Origin of the sequence: Nostoc sp. (genome assembly GCF_036917155.1) — a bacterium.
Classification (GTDB): Bacteria; Cyanobacteriota; Cyanobacteriia; order Cyanobacteriales; family Nostocaceae; genus Nostoc.
In genome coordinates, this window is the sequence record NZ_JBALDZ010000166.1 from 1 (window position 1) to 20,478 (window position 20,478).

A 20,478-nucleotide genomic window follows, 5' to 3' on the forward strand; every position below is an offset into this window, starting at 1 on the left:
CGATGGCGAGGCAACTTTACTATCACTAATTTTTTACCGATGGTAGGTGTAATATCAGCTTACCTGCTTTGTATACCAATTAGATAGCTAGGGGTGGTAGCTCTTGAACTATCCACTGATTGAAGACCACTAAATCAAAAACTCAGTGGATAGTTTGTACCCATTCTCTATTTATGAATTAATAATTATTCGGTCATCAAGTCTATTTGTGTCGCTTTTGATGCCACTGCCACGCATGAGCGACAATATCTTGAATGGATGGATAATTCGGTTGCCAGCCTAAGATTGTTCTGGCTTTCTCACTGGTGCCAATGAGAATTGGGGGATCGCCAGGACGGCGATCGCGTTCTTCTACTGATATGGAAATTCCTGTCACCTCTTCGACGGCGGCAATGACTTCTCTGACAGAGAAGCCGCTGCCATTACCTAAATTAAAAACTTCGCTATCGCTACCTTTTAATAAATATTCCAATCCCAAAATATGGGCATCTGCTAAATCGTTAACATGAATATAATCACGAATACAAGTACCATCGGGCGTGGGGTAATCGGTGCCGAAAATTGAGATCGATTCTCGTTTGCCTAAAGCTGTCATCAGCACCAAGGGAATCAAATGGGTTTCTGGATTATGATCCTCGCCGAGTAAGCCACTGGGATTAGCACCAGCCGCATTAAAATAGCGGAAACGCACTGATTGCAAACCGTAAGCGACATCAAAATCAGAGAGAATCCGCTCTACCATCAGCTTTGTAGCGCCATAGGGATTAATCGGATTTTGGGGATGGTTTTCGGGAATGGGCACGAATTCTGGTACGCCGTAGGTGGCACAGGTAGAAGAAAAGACAAATTTCTTTACAGATGCCGTCAGCATCGCTTCTAACAAGGTCAAAGTACCAAGGACGTTATTGTTGTAATATTTTGCCGGGTCAGTTACCGATTCTCCTACGTAGGCATAAGCAGAAAAGTGCATCACAGCGGCAATATCGTGGGTTTTAAATAGGCGATCGAGCAAGGCGCGATCGCCTGTATCCCCTACTATCAGTTCTACCTGTAAAACCCTTTCTACCAGGTCGCGATGCCCATAGACCAGATTATCAAGGATGACAACGTTATAACCCGCTTGCTTCAAAGCAAGCACCGTATGGGAACCAATATATCCAGCTCCCCCCGTTACCAAAATGCTAGGCTTTCCAGGCGACATAGTTTTTCCTTTGAAGTGGGTTATTCAATTAATTTAGTTTACCGGTACTAGATTACTCTTCTGGAAAATTATAAATAATAGACGCAGTGTCAAAAAATTGCACTAAAATCACTACGACGGTAGTCTTTGGGTGTGAGGTTTGAGATATTTTAAGTCAAACAGTGCGATTACAATTTGACAATCAAATAAATCCATTTCCCGAAACCTCTAGGTTGACCCTTACGGGTGATGCTGCTAGCGTTGCTATGGCTAAGAAGTCGCCAGTTGTTTTATTCAGGGAAATCATGCACGGCAGTCCCAACAGGGGAGTCACTACGTTCATTACCGGGGTTCCCCCCGTTGAAGAACTAGCGTGGAAACCCCGATCAAAACGGGCTGCCTCATCACCACACTGGCTCACCGCACCAGAAAATTTGAGAGTTAATCTATGTTTCTATTGCTAAGCCGGGTACTGCTGTGGCTGCTGATTGGCACTATCGTATATTCTCTGTTCCAGCGATTTTATCCCTCTGGAACTTTTGTTGGGCGATTAATCTTAGTCGTTATCTTGGTAATCGTAGCCCTATCATTTCTTAACCCCAGTGAACCAGCTGTGGCGTCGTTATGGAGGATGCTGTCTTTTCCACTTAAGCCTCTAGGAGCCTCTGTTTTGCTGATGATTCTTGCAGCTCAGAAAATCAAAGGAGGTGGGATAGAAAAACCAGGAGGATTCTTGCTCGGTTGGGCACTGACGATTTTGCTGTTGGCAAGTACACCAGCGGTCGCCTATTTCCTTTATCGCGCACCTCTAGGAGCAATGGCAGGTCAAAATTATGTAGCAACTGCTACACCAACATCTGGGACACTAGTGGCGTTAGGGCAACCAAGCACCACAGCGAACATCTCAGATGTGATGGGGGACAGCATTCTTTCTTATAATTTGAAAGTGCCTCCCTACCTCTTACAAGGAAATCCTCAAGATATTCGCACACGGGGTTTACGACTTGAAGACTTTGTACCAAATGCAGAAACGTTGCAATTGACAACCAGAACTTGGGAAAGTTATCTCGTTGAAATTTACAGGTTCTTGCGTGTTCAGCGGTCATAAAGTAAAAAAGAAATACTAAAAAGACCCCAATGCCACGCTTTAGTAACGCTACCCAGAATTCGGAATTACGAATTTGCAAGGGTTTCATTAAACTAAAGACTGGGGATTGAGAAAATTTAAATAGGGATTCAGACCCCCATTCTTTCCCAATCCCCAGTCCCCAATCCCCAGTCCCCAATCCCCTACATAGCTGCCTTCTTAGACTAGCAGTTAATCTAGGATGATAAAGTTGCAAAATTGCTTTAATGGCAAAATCTCGACGACTCGCTAAACTCAGTGCTTACTTAAGACCCCATTGGCAGGAGGCGTCCTTAGGCATTCTCGCTTTGTTGTCTGTCAATGCACTGGGCGTTTATATCCCTTGGTTGATTCGTGCTGGTGTTGACAAGCTCTCAACAACCTTCAACTGGAACCAAATATTACATTATGTAGTAATCATTGTCTTACTCAGTTCGGCGATGTGGCTAATGCGGATGGCATCACGCATTTGGCTATTTGGTGTGGGGCGTCAAGTGGAATTTGATCTCAAACAACGGATTTTTGAACACTTACTCAAGCTGGAGCCTGCTTATTTTACCAGTAATACTGCTGGCGATTTGATTAGTCGGGCTACCAGTGATGTGGACAATATCAAGCGGTTGTTGGGTTTTGCGGTCTTGAGTTTGGCAAATACAGCCTTTGCTTATGCCCTGACACTGCCAGTCATGCTGGCGATTAGTGTGGATCTCACACTAGCCTCCCTGGCAGTGTACCCTTTTATGTTCTTGTTGGTGAGTCTGTTTAGCACTCGCTTACGTAAACAACAAGCAACAGTCCAAGAGCAACTCTCTGACATTAGCGAACTCATTCAGGAGGATATCAGTGGCATTGCCTTAATTAAAATCTATGCCCAAGAAGCAAACGAGCGTCGAGCTTTTGCCAAGAAAAATCAGCAGCTATTGACTGCTAACCTGGAACTGGCAAAAATCCGAAATACACTGTTTCCGCTAATTGGCGGTCTAGCTAATATCAGTTCACTGATCATCATCTGGCTAGGGACAGCGCGGATGTCTTCTGGGACGCTTGAGGTTGGCGACTTTTTAGCATTGCTAATTTATGTAGAGCGTTTGGCCTTCCCCACGGCCATTTTAGGATTCACAATTACTGCCTACCAACGGGGTGAAGTTAGTATTGATAGGCTGGAATCTATTCTCTCTGTCACTCCGAAAATTAAAGATACAGCCGATGCCATACATCTGCCGATGGCTGAACTGAAAGGGGAACTGACAGCGAAAAATCTCACTTACAATTACCCTGGTTCAACTACTCCAGCTTTAGCAAATGTGAACTTTACCATTGCTGCTGGAGAAACTGTCGCTATTGTTGGGGCGATTGGTTCGGGGAAATCAACTTTGGCCAATGCTTTGCCCCGCTTGTTAGATATTGAATCAGGACAATTGTTTTTAGATGGGATGGATATTACTAAGATTGCTTTGGCAGATTTACGAGGTGCGATCGCCTACGTTCCTCAAGATAGCTTTCTATTTAGTACTACAATCAAAAATAATATCCGCTACGGCGATCCAGTTAGCGAACAAGAGCAGGTAGAATCTGTTGCTAAACTTGCCCAAATTGAATCAGAAATTCACAATTTTCCCCAGCAATATGAAACTATTGTTGGTGAACGCGGTATTACTCTTTCTGGCGGTCAACGCCAAAGGACTGCTTTAGCTAGGGCTATGCTGGTCAATGCTCCAGTGTTAATTTTGGATGATGCCCTCTCTAGTGTAGATAATCAAACAGCCACGCAAATCCTCAAAAATCTCTCCGATGGGACTGGACGTAAAACAGTAATTTTTATCACGCATCAATTATCAGCAGCAGCAGTTGCTAACCGAATTTTTGTGATGGAAAAGGGAAAAATTGTACAGATAGGCAATCACTTAGAACTTGTAAAACAACAGGGTTTATATAGAACTTTGTGGAGCCAACATCAAGTTGAGGAATTACTGCACTAGTACCGCAGGGCGGAGTTAAAAATTAAAAATTAAAAATGAATACAGCGTAAGCGTTTCATTGATTTTGAATGGTGAGGCAGTCCGGTCTTGGGGGTTTCCCCCATGAGGAACTGCCGAACCCGAAGGGGTGGTTTATTTCCGCCGTGTTGTACTAGTACAGTCTTAAGCATTAAGGACAATTTTTTATACGGCGTGTATAATTTGTCAACTATTAAATGATAAATTACCTCGTTTGGCGATGTATGCTGGAACTTTTGCAAAATTTTTTGACTGAGAGTTCATTTATTCCACATGGACATTGTTATCTCTGGAAGCCGAGTTTAGTGTGGCTAAATATCATCTCAGATTCTCTGATTGCTTTGGTGTATTATTCTATCCCCATCATCCTGATTTACTTTGTCCACAAGCGAAAGGATTTCCCCTTCAAATGGATACTTTTATTATTTGGAGCTTTTATCATCTCTTGTGGTACAACCCATGTAATGGATGTATGGACGCTTTGGCATCCAACTTACTGGTTATCCAGCTTCATCAAATTTATTACGGCTATTATCTCACTATATACAGCGATCGCACTGTTACCCATCATTCCCCAAGCTCTGGCTTTACCGAGTCCTGCACAACTAGAAACAGCTAACTGCAAACTCAAACTGACCTTAAAGGAACTTGAAAATACCCAATCTCAACTGATTCAAACTGAAAAAATGTCTTCATTAGGGCAATTAGTTGCCGGTATTGCCCATGAAATTAATAATCCTGTGAATTTTATTGACGGTAATATCGTTATTATTAATGAATATATTAAAAACTTACTCAATTTGATTACGCTTTATCAGAAATGCGATTACCATTTACTATCAGAAATTAAAGCTTATACCGAAGAAATTGAACTTGATTTTATTAAAGAAGACTTACCAAAAATCTTATCTTCCATAAATTTGGGAACCCAGCGCATTTCCAACCTAGTTTTATCCTTGCGTAACTTCTCACGGCTAGATGAAGCAGAAAAAAAAGTAGTTGATATCCACGAAGGTCTTGATAGCACTCTCTTAATTTTGCAAAATCGCTTGGAAGGCGAAGGAAATCATCCAGATATTCAAGTGATCAAAGAATATGGCAATTTGCCTAAAGTCGAGTGCTATGCTGGACAACTCAATCAAGCATTTATGAATATCCTGAATAATTCTATTGATACTTTGAGAGAATCAATAATTGGTTGCGATCTGTTAGCGGTCAATGTAAAAAAAACTGGCAACCAACAACCGATAAATAACAATCCCCAGATTCGCATTTGCACTGAGGTTTTAGACACGAATAAAGTGATAGTTCGGATTGCTGATAATGGCTGCGGTATGACAGAAGCAGTAAAGCAAAAAATTTTTGACCCGTTTTTTACAACTAAACCTGTTGGTTCAGGTACAGGTTTAGGAATGTCGATTAGCTACCAAATTATTAATAAACATGGTGGTAAACTCAAGTGTATTTCTGCACCGCTTCAAGGCGCAGAGTTCATCATTGAGATTCCGATTCCGATTAAGTCTGTTTGAAAAGTCTAATTTATTACTCACCAAGCGACTGGAAGTCGCGGCTACATAAACAAAACCCACCTCCGTGGGTTAAAAATCCTTGATTTTCTCTTAGTCCACCCCAGTGGACTAAGTTTTGTGTAGTAGCGAATTCTATGAGACTGTTGGTCAATTCACGGTGGGTTTGACCCCTCACCCCTAAAACATTGGTTTGGCGTTGCTTTCCCGCCCTGAAATAAATTTCGGGCTAATCGCTCAAGTCCGTTGAAACGGACCCAAATCAGAGTAATGAGGAATGATGGGTTAGACCCTCTATTAATTCGCCAACAGTCTCATTCTATTCGCCTAATACTTTTCTGACTACGTTAGTTTTTTGGAATAGGTGGGTAGTATAGATTACCGAAAAAACTAATTTGGCCTATAGTGATGTTCAAGACTAAATTATCAGAATCCTCTGTCTCAAAGGAACTTTATACCTCGAAGTTAATGCATCGCCATATTGGAGCGATCGCAGCTTTAATTTTAATTAGCTTACTGAGTTCATTGAGTGGTACATCAGTTGACCATAGCATCTCTAACGGCTGGGAAGGCTTTCTCTGGGGATTGGCAGATCCAGTAATTAGCTTAAATTGTTTAGTTGGTATTGTTGCAATTGGCTTACTCTCATCTGTGTTTATTCGTGGCGCTGCGATCGCGGGATGTTTTATCTTCGCAACAGTTTTGGGCATTGTAATTCATTTATTGCAGCTAAATTTACCAGGCATAGAAATAGCGTTCGCTGAAAGCGTTGGCGCAGCCATCGCAATTTCTACCATTGTTCTTGGTACTATGCTGATCGTGCCAAATCAACCAAACTTGATGGTGCTTGCTCTGGTGGGCATCAGCGCTGGTTTATTTCAGGGTTACGCTGATGCTGAATCTATGATTGGGGTAGGAATAATACCAGTAATTGCATATATACTAGGCATTACCTTAACTCTGTTTGCGGTTGCGATGAGTGCTAGAGAAATTGGTGTGGCAATGGGTATGGGAGAAATCAACCGAACTTTACCCTGGAAAATGAGCATTGCTGGCTTCGCTTTGTGTGCGATCGGCATCGTGTTTTTGAGCAATTCGATCATTTAAACCACATATTTCAATTCAGTGGAATATATTAGACATCTCCAGAAAGTAAATATGCGTTATCCAGAGTCCTTGTAGAGACGTAGCAGTGCTACGTCTCTACATTCATTTTCGGAGATGTCTATTCATTCTTGGGGGCGCACACCTATTCGACTGATATCTTTCTTGCTCGGTCGTGGCTGGCAGAAGGGAAAAGTATTGAACCCCTTTCCCTTTTCTATATCCGTAAAAAGTCATGTAATCTTCTTACCGTAAGCATAAATAAAGTAGTTTTCTGTTATCTTCACTTCGGCTTTAAAGTGAGCGCTCACCAATTCATTATCCAATTCATCTGGTTCATAGAAAATCTTGACGATCTGAAATTTCTGACCATCATTTAATTTACGAACCTTATAAATACTTTCGTCGTTCTTAAGAATATGGTCTTTTGCAGTAGAGGTTGGTTCAAAGCGAGAATCAATGATAAATATCTCACCTCCAGCGCGAACAGAGTGAGAAACTTTCTGGAGAAACGAATTGAGTCTTATCGGAGGAACGTGAGAGAGCCAGAAAGAAAAAAACACTAAATCGTATTGCTGATAGGGTTCCCAAGTGAATAAATCCCATTGCTGATAATTAACTTTGGGAGATTGAAGTTTTTGTTGATTAATCTCAATGACTTCAGAAACGGCATCGATTGCTGTAATTTGCTGACCAATTTGTAAAAGTTCTTGTGTCCAGATTCCTGTACCACAGGCGAGTTCTAAGATGTGTTTGACTGGCTCAATTTGGTGTAAGGCGGTTTTGACGATAGCTAATTCATCAAACCAGCGTTGATTGAGTTCTTTACCACGATCGTAACGACCAGTTCGATAAAACCACTGCTCGTATTCGTTAGCTCTGGCGCGATAGTATTCAATTTGTTGTTGAATCACATCATTTGTCATGGTGTATCTCTTTGCCAAATGAACGATGAATTGATTTATGTAGTTACAATTTGATACTTAACTACTTGAAGTAATATAGGAATCCTATTTGATTCCTGAAAAAATCTAAGTATAAGTATATGTAGTAGTGTGACAAGGCTAAAATGTTGTAAAAATTGTAGGTTGGGTGGAGGCTTTGCCAAAGCCAACATCCTGATATATGTTGGGTTGCGCTCCGCTCCACCCAACCTACGTCTAATGCACTATTTTTTTGCTTTCATACCCTACGTGTATTTCAACAATCAAATATGATTCCTATATAAGAATTTTTAATATTAAGACCAGCCTCTAAATATTGACAAATTTTCCCCCTATCGTCATTAGATTGTCAGTGGCAGTGATGATGAACCATTCATATTTGGGATGCAACTACTGGTGACTGTCTGCGGGTAATTTAGTATAAACTGTGTGCAGGGCTGAACATCACAGGTGTAACAGGGCTGGCACCTGTACAACGCATAGCATTAAAACTAATGGGAGCGATTGAATAAGCTGATGCACCTCTGCGCTAATCTAAAGGCTATATCTAAATAAAGGCTTATGACACCTGAAGAGATTGCGGATACGCTCACAGAATTATTTGGCACATCGGCTGTTGCTGGCATTGCTCCTGGATCGTGGCAAGTAGACACTTCTACTTTTCGGCTGTTGGTGCTGCTTTCCGAAGATAATACTTGGCTGCGAGTTTTACTGCCTATTGTGCCCATCCAAGAAGCCCAGCCATTTTTAGAACAGTTCCTAGAAGCTAACTTCGATGATACTCAAGAAGTACGTTACGCTTTGTATGAAGGGGTAATTTGGGGGGTGTTTCAACATCACAGTGGCACTTTAGTCAGTGCAGATTTGTCCAATGCAATTAACCGACTTGCATCTCTCTATCAAGCCAGATTAGATAATGTCTTTAATCGACTAATTGAAAGCCGCATCCGGCAAATTATTCAGGCAGCAAAACAGCAAGGACAATCTCTGCAAGCTACTATGCAAACCTTAGAACGCTTTTATGCAGAAGGAATGATGGGCGAAATAGACTCATCTGCAAAAGGACGAGAAGAAGTCCTAACTGCTTGGCGGCATCAGTTAGAACGTCTATGGAATGAAGGTTAATTTCCATTTTTCAGTTTTCATATTAAACCAATTTACAGATATATTTATCTATCATGGATATCATTGAAATCCTCAAAGAAGACTATCAAAGATTCCCAGTAAATCAAACTTATAATATTTATGCTCCAGAAGTTTATTTTCAAGACCCGCTGAATAAATTTCGTGGTGTTAAACGTTACAAAGAAATGATTAATTTTATCCAAACTTGGTTTTTAAATCCCAAGATGGATGTACATAATATTCAACGTTTAGGAGACACAATCAAAACTGAGTGGACACTCAGTTGGAATACTCCTCTCCCTTGGAAGCCAAGGATCTCTATTCCTGGTTGGAGTGAATTAGGTCTTAATTCTGATGGTTTGATTGTCTCCCATATAGATTATTGGAACTGTTCACGCCTAGATGTGGTAAAGCAACATTTATTTCCTTCAAAAAGTTGATTATCGAGGAAGGGTTTAAGACCCCTAGCCCTTTCAAGGTGACTCGTAAAATCTCTGTTTTTCTCTCTGCGCCGCGCCAGTTGCTTCTCCCTTGGCGCTAGCCTCTCCCTTTGGGAGAAGGGGAGACGCTGCGCGTAGCAAGATCCCCGCAGGGGTACAAGTCGGGGAACCGCAAGGGCGCACTGGCAACTCTTTGCCTCTGCTGTTTAAAAGTAATTTATTTCACCACTCCAGACGCAGAGAACACAGAGTTAAGAGATTAAAGAGGAATTTTTTGAGCAAAATTTTTACTCACCTTGAAAGGGCTATGTTTAAGACCTCACTGAACTCTCGTTCAGGGCTGCCACTAATTCAAGGAATTTTTTCGAGTTTGAGAGATGAATTAGAGTCAGGCAAAATTGGCGGTGATTTGCTGATTGACAGTCTCAAAACGACATTAGCAATTCACCTTTTACGGAACTATTGCAGCACGCAACCAAAGCTTTCTAGTTATTCAGATGGATTATCTCAAGGAACGTTGCAAAAAATTACAGCCTATATTCATGACTATCTCTATCAGGACTTGAAGTTGATTGAATTGAGTGCGATCGCACAACTCAGTCCCTACTATTTTCTACGTCTGTTTAAGCAACGGATGGGAATCACACCCCACCAATACATCCTACAACGCCGAATTGAGAAGGCAAAACATTTGTTAAAGCAAAGCAATCTGAGCATTGCGGATATTGCGACGCAAACAGGTTTTTCCGATCAAAGCCATTTGACAAGATGCTTTAAACGCCAGGTTGGTGTCACACCAAAAGAACTCCTACAAGAGCGATCGCAATAATATACTAAAATCCCGCAGCTTTCTTCTAGAATCCTCAATTACTAGTTTTTAAGCTAAGTAAGTCGGTGAGAAAAATTCAATGTATATGAAGAAATATAAATTAGCTGTAGGGTGTGTTATGCCTTATAGCAACGCACTTGGGATTGTTGACGGTGCGTTGCGCTCTGCAACAACACACCCTACATTAAAATTCCTTAACATAGCTAGAAATATTAGCACCGACTTACTTATTAACAACAGATTCTATCGGAGAAAGAAGATGCCAATTGAACAAACCGAGGTGTTAATTTCCACACCAGATGGACAGATGCCCGCTGTTTTGTTTACACCAACTCATCCTGACCGTCAGTCTGCCATTCTACTGCTGATGGAGGCATTTGGCTTAACGTCACATATCCAAGATGTAGCAGCCCGAATCGCCCATGAAGGATATGTAGTAATCATCCCTGATCTATACTACCGCGAGTTGCCCCACAACAAAGTTGATTCTTTAAATAAGCTGCCAAATGCTTTAATTAAAGCTCGGATAGCAGCAAAAATTAGTCAGCAAGAACTTGCTGATATATTAGGAATTGATGAACAAAGAGTTTATGAGTATGAGGATACAGATTATCAATGTGCCAGTTTTGTAGAAATTCTCGAAGTCACCACCGCTTTGGGTGTGGAATTTGAAATTGCAACTGTGCAAGTAGATTTTGCAGAAATAGAAGCAGTTAAAAAAAGTGTGGACAAATGGCGCAAAGAAAAACTGAATATTAAAACTAGAGCCTCATAAGTATGGCTGTAAAATTGGGATACAGTAGGCGATGTCTAAGGGCGGGCTACGCCGGGAGCCGATGGTGTTCGAGATGGTATCCTCGCCTATGTTGGTAAAATTGGCAATGCTAAATTATGACAACCAAACAAGCAATTTTTGAAGCGATTGAACAACTGCCATCCCAGCACCAAGAAGACGTGTTGCGGTATGTTCAACAGCTTGCACGTACTCAGAAATCACCAGATACCAACCCCCCCAATTCCAGTAGCGACCCTCTGGCAAACTTCATTGGTGCAGTATCGAAAGGCTCCCTAGCTGCCAACTTAGACTCGGAACTCTATGGCGACTAAGTGCTGAACTGGTCAAATGTACGTGCGCGGTGTGGTTAAAAGTAGCTATTTACGGGTGCATCATGGAGACAAACTATACATTCAAATTCAATTCTGACACTGCCTTATCAGCCCTGAAAGCTGGTAAATACGACCCGCTCAACTTCTACGAGGCGCGTTTAGACCTGTTCAACCTCTCCGTAATGGCAGACTACGATCAGCTGATTTGCCTACCCACACTAACTGCCATCGACAAATACTGGTATCAGATTGAAACAGCCCGAAAAGTACTTAGACAACTGGGTGGACGCGCATTACTAGCCGATGAAGTCGGATTGGGCAAAACCATTGAGGCGGGACTAATCATAGCCGAGTACTTAGCAAGGGGTATGGTGCAGTCTATGCTGGTGTTAACTCCCGCATCCCTAGTTTCCCAGTGGCAATCAGAGTTAAGTGACAAATTTAATATTGCTACTATCACCACAGATAACCGTGACCCGCAACAACCCATAGACGAATTTTGGACGAATAATCCGCGAATTATCGCTTCATTAAACACGGCTAAGTCTGCTAAACATTATCCCCACGTCACTAGTCGCACTTGGGACTTAGTTGTTGTCGATGAAGCCCACCACCTAAAAAATCGCACTACCCTCAACTGGAAACTGGTCAACGCCCTCAATAAGCGCTTTATCCTCATGCTCACTGCTACGCCAGTGCAGAACTCCCTGATTGAACTGTTTAATCTGCTGACCCTCCTCAAACCGGGACTACTACAAACAGAAGCCGCTTTTAAAAAAGAATACGTCGATTCGAGGAATGGACGAGTCCCGAAAAATCCCGAAAAGTTACGCTCTCTGATGCGGGAAGTCATGGTGCGAAATACCCGCGCCCTAGTAGATGTCAAACTGCCCAAACGCTTCGCCACCACAATTACTGTTACCCCAGCAGCAGGCGAGGAGAAACTTTACCAGGACTTGAGCGAGTATCTACGTTCCTCAGAGGACAAGCTAGACAGACTCTCCCGCACCAATTTGCTAATGCGTGCTGGTTCATCCCCTGGTGCTTTGGCTGACTCCCTCAAGCAATTGACCAAACGCCTACCTGATGAAGAACTGAAGTCTTTAGCAAGACGAGCAGCCCAGGTGAAGCAGGTCGAGAAAGCAAAAGTATTGGTAGAGATGCTCTCAAAATCTCGCCAGAAAACCTTGGTCTTCACAACTCATAAAGCAACTAGCACTTATTTGGCTCAAACTCTGCAAGCAGCAAATATCCCCTTTGCAGAATTTACTGGGGGGATGTCCCTTAAACAGAAAGATGAGGCGATCGCCGCATTTCGGGATAATGTTTCTGTACTGCTGGCATCTGAAACGGGCGGAGAGGGACGTAACATCCAGTTTGCGAACGCGATCGTTAATTATGACCTGCCCTGGAACCCAATGAAAATAGAACAGCGCATTGGTCGTATTCACCGCATTGGACAAACCCAGGATGTTTTTATTTTTAACTTTTGTCTCAAGGGCAGTATCGAAGAGTATATTCTGCGGATCTTGCATGACAAAATTAATATGTTTGAACTAGTGGTCGGAGAGATTGAAACAATTTTAGGGAACGTGGATGATGAATTTGATTTTAGTGAAATTGTTATGGATATCTGGCTCAAGCATCAGGTTAAACCAGAATTAGATACAGCCTTCGAGCAATTGGCAGATAATTTGTTGAAAGCCAAAAACCAGTATCAGCAAATCCAGGAACTGGATGAACAGATTTTTGGCGAAGATTTTGAAGCTTGAGAGATTGATTTGAATAAATATGTTATCAGACCCAATTATTGCTACCTTAGAAAAAATTGTTTCTCTGCATGATGGAATAGCAGAACCTGCTGGTGAACACATTTTGAATGTGTTGTTGACGGAAAATATAGCATCGCTGCTTTCGCTCCCAGAAGAAGTTACTTTTACAACTATTGCTGATGTACCCCAAAGTGTTTTTGTCACCTATCATTCAGAAGTCTTAAATAAGCTATCTGAACTATTAGCTGTTAAAGGACTTATTAGTGCGTTGGGTGTTAAAATCGATGGACATCTGAAAAACACAGGCTTTGAGAAAATTTTATTGGAGAGACTCGCACCTCAAAATGGCTTAATTCGTTTTTTAGATGCTAAACCAGAAATTACTCGTTACATCTTGTGTAATGTGGCTTACACAGCCAATGCTTCCGAAAAAAGGATTGGCTTAGTTTCGTTCATTATCAATGAAATAACAGGAGTAACACCAGTAGAAATTGGTGATGCTTTGTTTTGGGAGTCTGACCTAATGACTGTGGAGCATCAAGAGACACCATTGGCGATGCCAATTGAAGAGTTGTTGAGGTTAATCGAACATCAAAGTGCAATATTGATTGGAAAATCTCTAGATAATTGGCAGGCTAAATTAACAAGAGCTAGAGCTAGGGATGAAGAAAGACTCAAGGATTATTACAACACGATTAGCGACTCGATTCGCAACAAGATTGAGTTAAAAAAATTGATTGGTGATGAACTAGATTTGGAATTAGCACGAATTGAAGCCACTAATAGAGAGTTAGAGAGAAAATTGTTGGATATCCAAGAGCGTTATGCAATGAGTGTAGAAGCTTCGTTGCACAGTGCAATGATTATCCATCTCCCTACGGTACATATTCAGTGTGAGTTGCAACGAAAGAAAGTAAAACGGACTGTAACAGCAGTTTGGAATCCGTTTACTAAAATTCTTGAGCCGCTTCGCTGTGAATTATCAGGAGAACCTGTTTACAATTTCTATTTAGATGACAAGTCCGCTAAAATTATCTCACCGACAGTTTGGAAAAAGTAATTTATGACAATCAATTTACCTATGAAATTGTCACACTTGCCCAACAGTTTACCATTAGATGGTGCTGTCCGCATCGAGCTAGTAGAAGGAGTGCCAATATTTCGAGCTTCCAGCTTAGTACAGGGGCGAATTGAAGCCTTATTAATTAAGCAAAAAGAATCTACACTGACTTCAGAGGAAGAAAAAGAATTAGATGAATATGAAGAATTAGACGATTATCTGAGTTTGGTGAATCGGATGCTCAGAAATTCATCGCTAACTCAAAACCAAAGTGAATTATAGGGAATCAGAGATTTGTCTGCGAATCGTTACAAAGCGTGAATCTACTCAAAATCAAGTACGACAACGAGCCAAGTTTCTGTGCGAATATTGTCACGCATCGGAACAATGGCAATATGTTTCCTTCACTGTAGACCATATAATTCCTCTTACTAAAAGTGGTGTCAATACGGTTCGGTTAAGGCAAGAGACGCGATAAATCGCCGTCTCTACAATAGACATCTCCGAAAAACAATGTAGAGACGTAGCACTGCTACGTCTCTACAAGGGTTATGGGTAAAGCATATTTAATTTCTGGAGATGTCTAATAATCAGGCTTGTTATCAAAAAACCTTATCCGAACCGTATTGAAAGTGGTGCTAACTCAATAGCCTCATAAGTAGGGCTGACATTTTAACGTTCTTCACAGCTTGTAAGTTGTCATATCAAGTCCGCTTAATCGCTTATACCATTTCTTTGTGAGGCTGCGCCAAATTTTCTTTCTTCTTTGTGTCCTTCTCTAACGAGACGCTGCGCGAATGCGCCCTTTGCGGTTCGTTCCTCATACATCCTCTAAAATCGGGTTTCATATTCAACTTGGAATTGATTTTCATCCCCCAAATTAGTTGAGCCTCGCATCAGAATTTCGTCATTGACTCGATAAAGCACATTGTAAAGGAAAGAGTCATCGCTAGTAAGGGCGCGCGATAAAGAGGCAGAGAAATTTCTATTGATGTCAAACACACCTTCTGCTGATAAATTTAGAACTGAAGCTGTTGAAGCTTGATTATTAGTAACAGGGGTGGGAAATATGCGAAACTCACTGAAACCAATAGCCTGTCCGATCGCAGTGATAGTTCCTTGCAAACCACCTAAAATGGTAGAACTAGCGAAGTTAGTCAGTCCTTGGGCTGCATCTGCTTGACCGAAAGAATTCAGAATTGAGCCACCCAGCAAAGCAACTATTTCCCCCTTACTACGGCTAGGGTCACTGGTCAATTCTAGGTTGTCGCCCAATTTACTCGCTGGCCCGTTTACACTGGCTTGAACGGTAACGGTACGTAAAGTCCCAAAGTTGTTTACAGAAACATCGCTAATTTCAGCAGACAATGGTGATTCCAAAACTTGACTGTTTTTTACCGATGCTTCCGGTACAATTGCAGTCAGTCGGACATCTAAAGTAGGGTCAAGCCCAAGACTTGGAATAAACCGCGCAGTTTGTTCGTAACCCCGCGCCAAGGTGAACTCAGTAGAGAATAAGCTGACTCGTCCTCCTGTCAAACGGATGAGTCCTTCAGGACGCGGCTTGGCTAATGTACCATTAATTGTCAAGTCGCCTTTGGCGTCAAAGCTCAATATCGGCTGACTAAAAGCGGCTCCTCCTGGTACAAAGCTAAGTAGAGGCTGACTGGTAACACGAACACCCTTATCTAAAATCAACTTTAAATCTGCAAACTCTACAGGTAAATTGGGTGGAGTGACTGCGTTGCTGTTACTCTCTGCTGTCGCCACTGGATTAGTATTATTCTCTGCTGTAGCTTTGACGTTAACGTTAACCTCTTCTCTATTGATAACGTTAGCGTTAGCCTCTGCTGTGGCTGCTGGTTTTTGATTAGCAGTAGACGAGTTTCCAATAATCACCTGACCATCACTCAGTTTAATCTCTCCACCAATTACAGGTTTTAATGCTGTTCCCCGAATGACAATATCGCCGCCGACACCGCCTTCATACAGTCCTGCAAGCTTAAAATTTAGTTTGTTTGCTATTGATACTGTCAGAGGATTCGCCGCGACTTGCTGAGAATCAAGAATCGGCAGGATTCCTGATGCAGTCACTTGCCCTTGATTATAATTACCTTGGATATTTTCAACGCTTACCGTACTACCATTAAATTGTGCTGTTCCAGTAACATTCGTTAGGGGATCGGATAAGGCTTGAGCGCGAAAAGTAGCATTATTAAGTGTGGCATTTCCGTTAATAATTGGTTCGTTTAAAGTACCTTGAACGTTTAAATCTACTTTTCCTTGACCGTCTACCCAAGCAATTTGATTGTTAGTCAACAGGTTTAACAATGCCAATCCTTCATTTTGCACATTGGCCTTGATGCTGATTTGATTGCTATCCGGTTGCACGCCGGCAAAAGGTAAGGGAGCAGGTACGCTACCTGTAATTGCGACTGGCTGCGTTCCTGTCACTAATAAGGTACTATCAAAATTCAAACGAGCTTTGTTGTAATCAAAGTTCACTTCTCCTGTTTGCACAGGTTGCTTGTTAAGAGTCGCATCAGCTAAAGTCACTTTGCCTTTCGCACTAGGGTCTTGTAAACTACCTGCTAAGGTGGCATCAGCATTCACTTTCCCAGTGATATCTATGGGGTATTTTTCGATAAAAGGCTCTAAAAGTGATAAGGGTAAACTTGCTACATTCAACTTTCCAGATAGTTGCTCAGTTCCTAACTGTCCTGAAAAGGCCACTAGTCCTTGATTTATCCCAATACTCAAGGGCGAAAGTGTGACGATACCATCGGCGAAATTGCCTTGAGCAACCACTTGATTGATGGAATATTCACCCCATTGCCAGTTTGCACCTTGAAAATTAAAGCCGACATTCAACCCAGATTTTAACGAGCCATTGGCTGTAATTGCTCCGCTTAAAGCACCCGTTAATTCTGCAAGGCTGGGCAAAGATGGGGTTTGTTTTGTTTCTACTTGCTGTTGTTTGGCGTTGGCCGCTGTAAGGTTCGAGAAGTATGCTAGCTGTGTTTTCAAATCTGCATTGGGCAAACTGATAGACTTGGTATTAAGTGCCTCTGCTCCCGCTAAGGTGGGAGGCTGCAACCCACTACCAAGGTCTTGAAAGTCGAAGATATTGAACGCTTGTAAAAGTCTCTGGATTTTGGCTTGGGCAAAATTAGCTTGGAATTGAAATTTCGGGTCATTCCCTGTTTGCACATTGCCACTAAGAGCGATGTTGCTATCGCCAATCCGCAATTGACCATTAGCCAAGCTAGCAGTACCATCGGCATAATTGATGCTGCCACGAAATTCATCTGCTGCAACTCTGGCAACCCGAGGCCGGGCGATCGCTACATCCCCCGCAATGGCATAATTATTCAGATTGACAACTAAATTACCCGATAGTTGCCCCGCCAATGGTTTCAATTGATTGTTAGGTAAAAAGCCCCCAACCAGAGCGATGGGAAACTGTTGGGCGTTGATGAGCAAGTTATCTCCCTCAGTTCTACCTGTGGTGAGTGCGCCATCCCGCCGAACTAAAAATGAAGTGGGACGATAATCTGCACCTAAGTTAAGCGCAATCCGATCTTGCTTCCCAGCTAATCGCAGCCTTGCCCCTTGTCCCCCTTGAAAATTCACCTTTCCGGTTAAAAGTGGGTCAAATGCCAAGTCACTAACCTGGAAATTCCGCAGTCGGATATTGCCATTAGCTTGCGGTACATCTGGAGTGCCTGTAACTTTTCCATTAAAATCTAGTAGCCCTGCTATTGCAACGTCACCAGGAACTTTAAAGCCAGTATTTTTGAGGTTGAAATTCTGCGCCAGTACATTTAAATTAAATCCGGCAATTTGGGGTGCGCCAGTTGGGGGAGACTGAATAGCGATCGCACCATTAGCACTCAACCCTGGAGTACTTGCGTTTTCAACGATAATCTGCTGTCCATTCCACTGAAATTGGGCGGTGAGCGGTTTTGCCAGCAATGCTACCCCTTGGGATAGGCGAATTTGTCCGGCGGCGCGAATATCTGCAAGCTGGAAAGATTTTGTTGTACCTGCTAACTGAATATTACTATTGAGCCGTCCTCGTAGTTGTGGTGAGAACCGGTTGAGTTGAATTTGAGAAGTTTTGATACCCCCTTGCCAACGTTCTTGGGCAACTTCACCTCTGGCCCGAATTGTCCCACCTGCGACGTTCAAAACCGCATCGGGGAAAAGGATATTCTCTCCTTGTTTGGTAACAACAACCCGTCCGGTAGTGGGATAGGTGGCGTTGGGGGCTTGCACTCGTGCTACTGTTTGCAAGTTGCTCAGAGTACCGGAAATATTCGCATTTGCTGAGACATTCCCAATGGTGATGGAGGGTGAGGAATTGTAGGCTCGGGCGATCGCATCCCCTGGTAAATTTTCTGCTTGCACATTCAACGATACCCTACCTTGGGGTGCAAGCTGAACTTGACCGCTAGCTGTAACTTGTCCTCCCACCTCTGGATTTGCTTGAACGCGAACAACATTGACATTTAATGGTCTACCCAGAGAACCGGAAATTTTAGCGTTTGCAGATATACCACCAACATTAATTGGCGTTGAAATACCATAACCTTGAGCGATCGCATTTCCTGGGATACCTTGGGCTTGAATATTTACACCTACTTGACCTTGGGGAGCCAGTTGAATTTGACCATTAGCTGTGATTTGCCCTCCGGCTGCTGGTGTTACCCGAACATTGGAAACATTAAGGTTCAAGGGCTGTTTGCGGAGTGAGCCAGAAATTTGAGCTTTTGCAGAAATATTGCCAACTGCGATCGGTAGAGTCACGCCATAGCTGCGTGCTAGTATATCTCCTGATATTCCATCAGCTTGAGCATTAAATATTACCTCATCTTTGCTTCCTAGAGCCGCTCGACCAGCGCCTATAATTTGACCACCAGCTACGGGGACTATTTTCAGATTGGAAACAGCAAGTTGAGATGCAGTTTGAGAGACATTCAACCGGAAATCAGTATTGATGCTTTTAAATTGAAGGCGGTCAACTTGAATAGGTTTGGTGTTGCTTACCGTACCACTGAGGACAGGTTGCTGAAGTAGACCTAATACCTGAATCTTGGCTTGAATTTCGCCACTAGCTGGGACTGACGAATTGACTTTCAGAGTATCTAAGATATTTTTCGCACTAACTGGTTTGATCTGAGCAGAGACATTAAAACCTGTTTGAGAATTAATTGTTCCATTAGCCAGGATGGGAACTTTGCCAAAGTTCGTACTCAGATTATCTAAAGCAACTGTCTGCCCCTGAAATAGAAATCTCCCATTAAAATTAGAAACCTGCTGAGGAATATTGGGAATTTTGGCAGTGATTTGATTAGCTGTCGCTGTTCCTGTAATTGCTATATCTGACAGTTTTGGTGGAATCTGAACCCCTAAATCAGCATTTAAATATCCTCCTTGTAAAGCGATCGGTAACTGAATTAATCGAGTAATATCAGATGCTTGTAAATTTTGTACTTGCAGTTGCAGGTTAGTTTGTTGAGCTTTTATTTGGGTTTCGCCAACAATTTTAACAGCGCCTCCCCTGGTGAGTTGAGTATTGATGTCATAACCGATCCTTTGATTTTGGTCTGAAAATCGGGCAACACCACCAACATGATCTAATATTACTGAGCCTTTCGGTTTCGTAGGTGCAGCGAATGGCATCAACTCGACATTGCCATCTTGAATTTGCAGTGTCTCCAACTCAATTTTAATCAAGCCTTGTCCTCCCCCAGCCTTAATTTGGGTTGTCACCCAACGACTATCTTTATCCTGTTGAATGTAGACATTAGGCTGAACTAAGGTGACATTTAATGCCAGTTTTCGGGTGAGGAGGAGTTGCAACGGCGAGAATTGCACCTCTAAAGCTTTTACTACCACCTGATCTTGATCGGTGGGAATTGCTGGTATGGATAGAGAGCTAAATCTGATACTAGTGAGCGAAAAACGCTCAACTTCCCCAACTTTTACTGGACGCCCCAGTAATTGCTGGAGATTTTGCTGCACTAACGGGGCTAAGTCCTTATATACATAACTTCTAGCCCACCAAACACCAACTATAATTCCAATTAGCAAAACCCCACCCACAGCCAAACTGGTACGTCGTAAAAGTAGGAGCCACAGACGAGGATTAGATGGTTCCTGATTGTTTCCTGAATTTGGGGATTGCGTCATTATTGTTACCAGTACCAGGACTTTTTTCTAGGTGAGGCTAGAAATAGGCTAGTTGCAGTTGTATTAGCAAGTC

General features: G+C 42.4%; 17 protein-coding genes. 13 read left to right on the forward strand and 4 right to left on the reverse strand.

Translation table 11 applies throughout. The features are described 5' to 3' along the window. Positions 1 to 202 precede the first annotated feature (202 nt). On the reverse strand, positions 203 to 1,201 hold the full coding sequence (galE, locus tag V7K67_RS22140; protein WP_334730849.1) for a UDP-glucose 4-epimerase GalE: 999 nt from the start codon (positions 1,199 to 1,201) through the stop codon (positions 203 to 205). Positions 1,202 to 1,382: 181 nt separating this feature from the next. Beyond that, on the reverse strand, positions 1,383 to 1,523 hold the full coding sequence (locus V7K67_RS22145) for a hypothetical protein (protein ID WP_335168426.1): 141 nt from the start codon (positions 1,521 to 1,523) through the stop codon (positions 1,383 to 1,385). A gap of 105 nt (positions 1,524 to 1,628) precedes the next feature. Between V7K67_RS22145 and V7K67_RS22150 the strand changes: the two genes are divergently transcribed. From V7K67_RS22150 to V7K67_RS22165, 4 genes are all read left to right on the forward strand, one after another. Further along, positions 1,629 to 2,288 (forward strand): hypothetical protein, encoded by a 660-nt coding sequence (locus V7K67_RS22150; RefSeq protein WP_335168428.1) that lies wholly within the window; start codon positions 1,629 to 1,631, stop codon positions 2,286 to 2,288. A 245-nt stretch (positions 2,289 to 2,533) separates the two neighbouring features. Next, on the forward strand, positions 2,534 to 4,285 hold the full coding sequence (locus V7K67_RS22155) for an ABC transporter ATP-binding protein (protein ID WP_334730846.1): 1,752 nt from the start codon (positions 2,534 to 2,536) through the stop codon (positions 4,283 to 4,285). A 242-nt stretch (positions 4,286 to 4,527) separates the two neighbouring features. Further along, positions 4,528 to 5,832 carry a sensor histidine kinase gene (locus tag V7K67_RS22160; RefSeq protein WP_334730860.1) on the forward strand — a complete coding sequence of 435 codons (1,305 nt, stop codon included), beginning with the start codon at positions 4,528 to 4,530 and terminating at the stop codon, positions 5,830 to 5,832. A 405-nt stretch (positions 5,833 to 6,237) separates the two neighbouring features. Next, entirely contained in the window at positions 6,238 to 6,936 is a 699-nt protein-coding gene (locus V7K67_RS22165) for a HupE/UreJ family protein (protein WP_335168430.1), read from the forward strand. Between the two features lie 230 nt (positions 6,937 to 7,166). On the opposite strand, the gene V7K67_RS22170 is transcribed toward V7K67_RS22165, so the two are convergent. After that, complete coding sequence (locus V7K67_RS22170; protein WP_335168432.1) at positions 7,167 to 7,859, reverse strand: class I SAM-dependent methyltransferase; 693 nt, start codon at positions 7,857 to 7,859, stop codon at positions 7,167 to 7,169. A gap of 579 nt (positions 7,860 to 8,438) precedes the next feature. Between V7K67_RS22170 and V7K67_RS22175 the strand changes: the two genes are divergently transcribed. The 9 genes from V7K67_RS22175 to V7K67_RS22215 all read left to right on the forward strand — a co-directional run bounded on the left by V7K67_RS22175 (position 8,439) and on the right by V7K67_RS22215 (position 14,688). Further along, the gene (locus V7K67_RS22175) at positions 8,439 to 9,002 is read left to right on the forward strand and encodes a leucine zipper domain-containing protein (RefSeq protein ID WP_335168434.1); all 564 of its coding nucleotides are present in this window, start codon (positions 8,439 to 8,441) and stop codon (positions 9,000 to 9,002) included. 53 nt (positions 9,003 to 9,055) lie between these two features. After that, positions 9,056 to 9,442: a DUF2358 domain-containing protein gene (locus V7K67_RS22180; RefSeq protein WP_334709945.1), complete on the forward strand. Its 387-nt coding sequence runs from the start codon at positions 9,056 to 9,058 to the stop codon at positions 9,440 to 9,442. 307 nt (positions 9,443 to 9,749) lie between these two features. Beyond that, positions 9,750 to 10,271 (forward strand): AraC family transcriptional regulator, encoded by a 522-nt coding sequence (locus V7K67_RS22185; protein ID WP_335168436.1) that lies wholly within the window; start codon positions 9,750 to 9,752, stop codon positions 10,269 to 10,271. Positions 10,272 to 10,530: 259 nt separating this feature from the next. Next, positions 10,531 to 11,046: a dienelactone hydrolase family protein gene (locus tag V7K67_RS22190; RefSeq protein ID WP_335168438.1), complete on the forward strand. Its 516-nt coding sequence runs from the start codon at positions 10,531 to 10,533 to the stop codon at positions 11,044 to 11,046. 116 nt (positions 11,047 to 11,162) lie between these two features. Beyond that, positions 11,163 to 11,378 (forward strand): hypothetical protein, encoded by a 216-nt coding sequence (locus V7K67_RS22195; protein WP_335168440.1) that lies wholly within the window; start codon positions 11,163 to 11,165, stop codon positions 11,376 to 11,378. Between the two features lie 62 nt (positions 11,379 to 11,440). Continuing rightward, positions 11,441 to 13,150, forward strand: a complete 1,710-nt coding sequence (locus tag V7K67_RS22200; protein ID WP_334709949.1) for a DEAD/DEAH box helicase — start codon at positions 11,441 to 11,443, stop codon at positions 13,148 to 13,150. A 19-nt stretch (positions 13,151 to 13,169) separates the two neighbouring features. Then, positions 13,170 to 14,210, forward strand: a complete 1,041-nt coding sequence (locus V7K67_RS22205; protein ID WP_335168442.1) for a hypothetical protein — start codon at positions 13,170 to 13,172, stop codon at positions 14,208 to 14,210. A 3-nt stretch (positions 14,211 to 14,213) separates the two neighbouring features. Beyond that, positions 14,214 to 14,492 (forward strand): hypothetical protein, encoded by a 279-nt coding sequence (locus V7K67_RS22210; protein WP_196524411.1) that lies wholly within the window; start codon positions 14,214 to 14,216, stop codon positions 14,490 to 14,492. After that, positions 14,482 to 14,688: an HNH endonuclease gene (locus V7K67_RS22215; RefSeq protein ID WP_334734097.1), complete on the forward strand. Its 207-nt coding sequence runs from the start codon at positions 14,482 to 14,484 to the stop codon at positions 14,686 to 14,688. The genes V7K67_RS22210 and V7K67_RS22215 overlap by 11 nt, the downstream gene beginning before the upstream one ends. Positions 14,689 to 15,041: 353 nt before the next feature. Here V7K67_RS22215 and V7K67_RS22220 read toward each other — a convergent pair whose 3' ends face one another. Continuing rightward, positions 15,042 to 20,405 carry a translocation/assembly module TamB domain-containing protein gene (locus V7K67_RS22220; RefSeq protein ID WP_335168445.1) on the reverse strand — a complete coding sequence of 1,788 codons (5,364 nt, stop codon included), beginning with the start codon at positions 20,403 to 20,405 and terminating at the stop codon, positions 15,042 to 15,044. Between the last annotated feature and the right edge of the window lie 73 nt (positions 20,406 to 20,478).

Bases quoted from the DNA above. Each gene is read 5' to 3' on its own strand.
- V7K67_RS22165 (WP_335168430.1), top strand. From the start codon at position 6,238: ATGTTCAAGACTAAATTATCAGAATCCTCTGTCTCAAAGGAACTTTAT.
- V7K67_RS22180 (WP_334709945.1), top strand. From the start codon at position 9,056: ATGGATATCATTGAAATCCTCAAAGAAGACTATCAAAGATTCCCAGTA.
- V7K67_RS22155 (WP_334730846.1), top strand. From the start codon at position 2,534: ATGGCAAAATCTCGACGACTCGCTAAACTCAGTGCTTACTTAAGACCC.
- V7K67_RS22210 (WP_196524411.1), top strand. From the start codon at position 14,214: ATGACAATCAATTTACCTATGAAATTGTCACACTTGCCCAACAGTTTA.
- V7K67_RS22175 (WP_335168434.1), top strand. From the start codon at position 8,439: ATGACACCTGAAGAGATTGCGGATACGCTCACAGAATTATTTGGCACA.
- V7K67_RS22145 (WP_335168426.1), bottom strand. From the start codon at position 1,523: ATGAACGTAGTGACTCCCCTGTTGGGACTGCCGTGCATGATTTCCCTG.
- V7K67_RS22160 (WP_334730860.1), top strand. From the start codon at position 4,528: ATGCTGGAACTTTTGCAAAATTTTTTGACTGAGAGTTCATTTATTCCA.
- V7K67_RS22150 (WP_335168428.1), top strand. From the start codon at position 1,629: ATGTTTCTATTGCTAAGCCGGGTACTGCTGTGGCTGCTGATTGGCACT.
- V7K67_RS22220 (WP_335168445.1), bottom strand. From the start codon at position 20,405: ATGACGCAATCCCCAAATTCAGGAAACAATCAGGAACCATCTAATCCT.
- V7K67_RS22185 (WP_335168436.1), top strand. From the start codon at position 9,750: ATGTTTAAGACCTCACTGAACTCTCGTTCAGGGCTGCCACTAATTCAA.
- V7K67_RS22170 (WP_335168432.1), bottom strand. From the start codon at position 7,859: ATGACAAATGATGTGATTCAACAACAAATTGAATACTATCGCGCCAGA.
- V7K67_RS22195 (WP_335168440.1), top strand. From the start codon at position 11,163: ATGACAACCAAACAAGCAATTTTTGAAGCGATTGAACAACTGCCATCC.
- V7K67_RS22190 (WP_335168438.1), top strand. From the start codon at position 10,531: ATGCCAATTGAACAAACCGAGGTGTTAATTTCCACACCAGATGGACAG.
- V7K67_RS22200 (WP_334709949.1), top strand. From the start codon at position 11,441: ATGGAGACAAACTATACATTCAAATTCAATTCTGACACTGCCTTATCA.
- V7K67_RS22205 (WP_335168442.1), top strand. From the start codon at position 13,170: ATGTTATCAGACCCAATTATTGCTACCTTAGAAAAAATTGTTTCTCTG.
- galE (WP_334730849.1), bottom strand. From the start codon at position 1,201: ATGTCGCCTGGAAAGCCTAGCATTTTGGTAACGGGGGGAGCTGGATAT.